This window comes from Clostridium celatum (assembly GCF_021412605.1).
GTDB classification, from domain to species: Bacteria; Bacillota; Clostridia; order Clostridiales; family Clostridiaceae; genus Clostridium; species Clostridium celatum.
On the sequence record NZ_JAJKGM010000081.1, the window covers coordinates 1 to 4,379 of the forward strand.

The 4,379-nt window shown below is 30.9% G+C and carries 2 protein-coding genes; both read right to left on the reverse strand.

Going from position 1 to position 4,379, the window contains the following annotated elements; translation table 11 throughout:
* The coding region (locus LPC13_RS16495; protein WP_234089019.1) for a sialidase domain-containing protein at positions 1-3,959 on the reverse strand (3,959 nt) is incomplete at its 3' end.
* Between the two features lie 241 nt (positions 3,960-4,200).
* Positions 4,201-4,379, reverse strand: a 179-nt coding sequence (locus tag LPC13_RS17225) for an LPXTG cell wall anchor domain-containing protein (protein WP_195245663.1), incomplete at its 5' end; no start/stop codon positions are given.

A 4,379-nucleotide genomic window follows, 5' to 3' on the forward strand; every position in this document is an offset into this window, starting at 1 on the left:
GTTGCTTCTTTAAAGTCTACTTTTGTTTCATCATAGTCAACTTCAAATTCCATAGCATACATATTTTCTTTTATGTCACTTAAGTTAACATTGATATCAAAGTCATTTCCAACTGTTACTTCTTCAGCTACAGTCATATTAATTCCAGCTTGTTCTAATTCTGGAGTTTCTGCACCATCAATATTTATACTTTTATTTAATTCCACATTAGTAGATACTGTTATATTATTTCCTGCTGTATTTAAAATTGTAGTATTTTCATTAGCTTTTAATACTAATTCTTGATTTCCAGATGATACTTCTTCTGGTAATGTTGCTTCAAATACAAAATTACTTGCAGTATCTCCTTTTACTATTGTAATTGGAACTTCTACATCTCCAATCATTAGTGTTAAATTTGTTTCTCCAACTAAACTTACCGCTTGGTTAAACTTTAAATTAAAGCTAATTCTATCACCAGCAACATACTCTTCTTTTTCATCTATAATTTCAACAGAGCTTATTGCCGTTTCTAAATCTGATACTAATGTTGTTTCTGCTGTTTTATTTAAAAGAACTTCATCCTCTAAAGTAGTTCCGTAAATTTCAACAAAATCAACATCTCCATTGAATGAATACATATTAGTAGCACTACTATGTCTAGGTGTTTTTCCTATATATGCCTTATTAGCATCTTCTATTGCATCTAAGAATCTAGCATTTGTATCCTCTACATTTAATACAAGAACACCATTAACAAATATCTTATATCCTTCTCCATTAGTAACTTTAAATGCAATAGTATTAATTCCTTCATTTAAAGTAACATTAGCTGATGGTCTAGCTATATTAGTTGTTCCACTTTCTGTTGCTCCTTCTTGTGTTTGATTTCTAAGTTCAAAACCAACCTTATCCCCAAAAGTATATAAGTGGAAATGTGAATTTCTATCTGTATCATTACCTATACCAATTATAGATTGAACTCCAGTTTTATTTGTATTATCAAATCTAGCTATAATAGTTCCTTCTGTTAAATCTTTAAAGCTATTTAAATCTGATGATATATCATATGCACTATTATTTGATATTCTTATATTTGAATATCCTACTAAAGGTTTAATAGTTTCATCTGGATTTTCTATAGAACCTCCTCCAATTACTATTTGCCCCCCATTATTAGATAAATCTATATCACTACTTAAAGTAATATTTTTACCAATAGTATTTAATATTTCAGTATCTTCATTAGCTTTTAATACTAAATTAAACGTTCCTTCTTCTAATGTTGTTGGTAATACTCCTTCAAAAGTGAATTCTCTTGCATTATTTTCTGACACTGGATTTAATATTACTTCATTTTCTCCAAGCTTTAATGTTAAATTTTTATTTCCAACTAAACTTACAGCTTGATCAAAAGTTAATTTAACATTTATTTCATCTCCAGCATCATAGCTTCCGTTTCCATCTAATAATTCTATTGATTCTATTTTGCCTGGATTCACAAGTTCTTCTAATGATGCTTCATAATCAAACTTAATATATTCTGATGACATTTCCATATAAGACATTTCTTGATTTCCTGTGCCTTCATAGAATAAACCGATGTCTCCATTTGCTAACTCTGTTAAGCATGAATATGCATAAGTTCCTGCTTTAACAAGCTTATTATATTTCCATTCAAATTCATATTTTGTCTGTCCATTTTCATGAGTTCCATTTTCACTTATAAGACCAAATCTAACTGTACCATTACTTCTTCCAGAGCCTGCTGGATTAGCAAATACAATTGCGTCCTTTCCATCAATTTGCTTACTATAATTTATTACACTTAATTGACAATATGGTTCAGGTAAATTTCTATCTTCATACACATCTGCATCCCAAGTTGCTCCACCATCAAAGCTTGTTGCAATTCTTACATACGACCCAGTATTTCTCATAAATAATTTTAATTGTCCATTAGGCATTTCAACTACTTGACATTCAGTTAATTCAAGTCCATCTGTCATGGTTTGAGAGTTACCAAAAGAACCATTACCTAAATCTCTACCATCATTAGGAGACTCACCTATTTCCCATGTTGCACCATGGTCATCACTATAAATAACTGCACTTGATTGTTTACCGCCTATTTCATTCGTATAATATACTGGGAATACTATTCTTCCTGCATGCTCCCCATTTTTCATTTGAATTCCGGCCCCTGGACCTGTTCCTAAGAATTTCATCCAGTCTGCTTTAACATCTGCATTTATGTCTATTGGCTCACTCCAAGTTTTTCCATCATCATCACTGTATATTAGACTTAAATAGCTTGTGCCATGAACCTTTAATTCACAATTTGCAGTCATAACATTTCCAGCTGATACACCACCCTTAGTTAATTCCATACTATGAATATTTACATTATAATCTGTTATGTTACCTTCATTATCATAAACATTTCCATCTTCTCTTATAGTATAAAGATTTCCTGAAGAATCATATAAAGATCTATATTTTTCTCCATCAATCTCTGTATATCCACTTCCAGCTTGTGCTTGCCAGAATCCATAGTTTTGTGGGAATGTAGTAACTAATAAGAATATTCTTCCTGTTTCTTCATCTTGTGTTAATGCTGTATCAATAACAGAAGCATTACTTGGAAAATCTATTACCTTTTGAGCTTCTTCCCATTCTCCATTTACTGTTTTTCTTTTTACACCTGAATCTATATCATTCCAAGGCGCATCTGCTCCCCCATTATTTCTAACATCAATAGAAGCTATAACAGTTCCTTCTTTTGTTGTAAATAATGCAGGTATTCTAAAGTTTGGAGAACCTAAATCACCTGGTTTAAATAAGTCAACTACTTCACTTTTATAACCTTCTGGTAATATTTCATCTTCTGAAGGAAGTACAGTTTGTCCAGTAACGTCTAATAAGTATTTATCTGGAAGTACATCTCCATATACATCTATAAAATCTATAGAGCCACTAAATGGATATTCATTTCCTGAAGCTCTATCAGTCTTTCCAATATAAGCATTATTAACATCTACTACTCCTGCACTTAATGTTGCATTAGAAGTTGTAACTTCTCCAGCTAATTTACCATTGATAAATATTTTATATCCAACACCGCTTGTTACTTTAAGTGCAACAGTATTTATACCATTATTTAAAACGGCAGAAGCTTTACCAGTAGCTACATTTCCACTTTGATTTCTCACTTCAAATCCAACCGTATTATCAGCTACATAAAGATGAAAGTGCCCATTAGCTACATTATTGTTTCCAACACTAATTAAAGACTGAATATCGCCCTTTGTAGTGTCAAATCTTGCAACTATAGTTCCTTCCTCCAATCCTTTAAGAGCTTCAATATCGGAAGATATATCTATGCCTTGATTATTTGTTATCTTTTTATTTTCATATCTTGCAATTTTATTAATATCTTCTTTAACTCTATATATATTTACTTCTGCTATAGAAGCAAATCCTCCAACTCCACCCAATGCTACTATTTTAATTTTTTCTGCATTAATAGGTTCATTAAATGTAACATATTTAGGATCGCTATTGCTTGTTGCCCATACTCCTTCAGATACAAGAGTTTCTTCATCACCATTAATAGCATAAACTTCATAATTATTTATCATTCCATTTGAGCCTGATACTCTTGGTGAAACTTTTAAGCTACTTACGTTATTAACTCCCCCTAAATCAATTGTTAAACTTTGCGGAAATTCTATTGTTTCATACCAAGGAGTATGCCACATTGTACTAATATCGCCATCTATAGCTTTACTTCCATCTTCCCCAGATTGAGATGACGTAGCTACTGCTGTCATTTGACTTTGTGGTATTTCCTCTTCAATAATTAAATTTTTATGAATTTGGGATTCATACGCTAATACGTTTACATTAGATATAGAGCTAATCGTATTGAAAGCCATAGCTGACGCCATTATTAATGCCACTATTTTTCTTCTATTCATCATAATTCCTCCTTTTATACCAAATTGTTTACTCTAATTAATTATATTATATAAAATTATTTCTTTGTATATTTTTTTACTTTTTTTATAATAATTGCTAAATTATATAAATATATTGCGCATTAAGTTTTTAAATATACTTTCTACTATAAATAAAGAGGACAATAGCGAAATAATTTGCTATTGTCCTCTCATATAAATTTATTTTTATACTTCTAACCTTAGAATTTCCTTAAAACTACTACTTTTTATTCCTTTTTCTACTCAGACCTAATCCACCAAGTAAAGCAATAACTCCACTTATTAATGTTCCAGCTACACCTGCTGTTCCTGTTTGTGGTAGCTTTCCACTATTTGAATTTCCAGTAGTGCTTCCACTGTTTGCAGTTCCGCTATTATTATTTGAACTTGATGATTGAT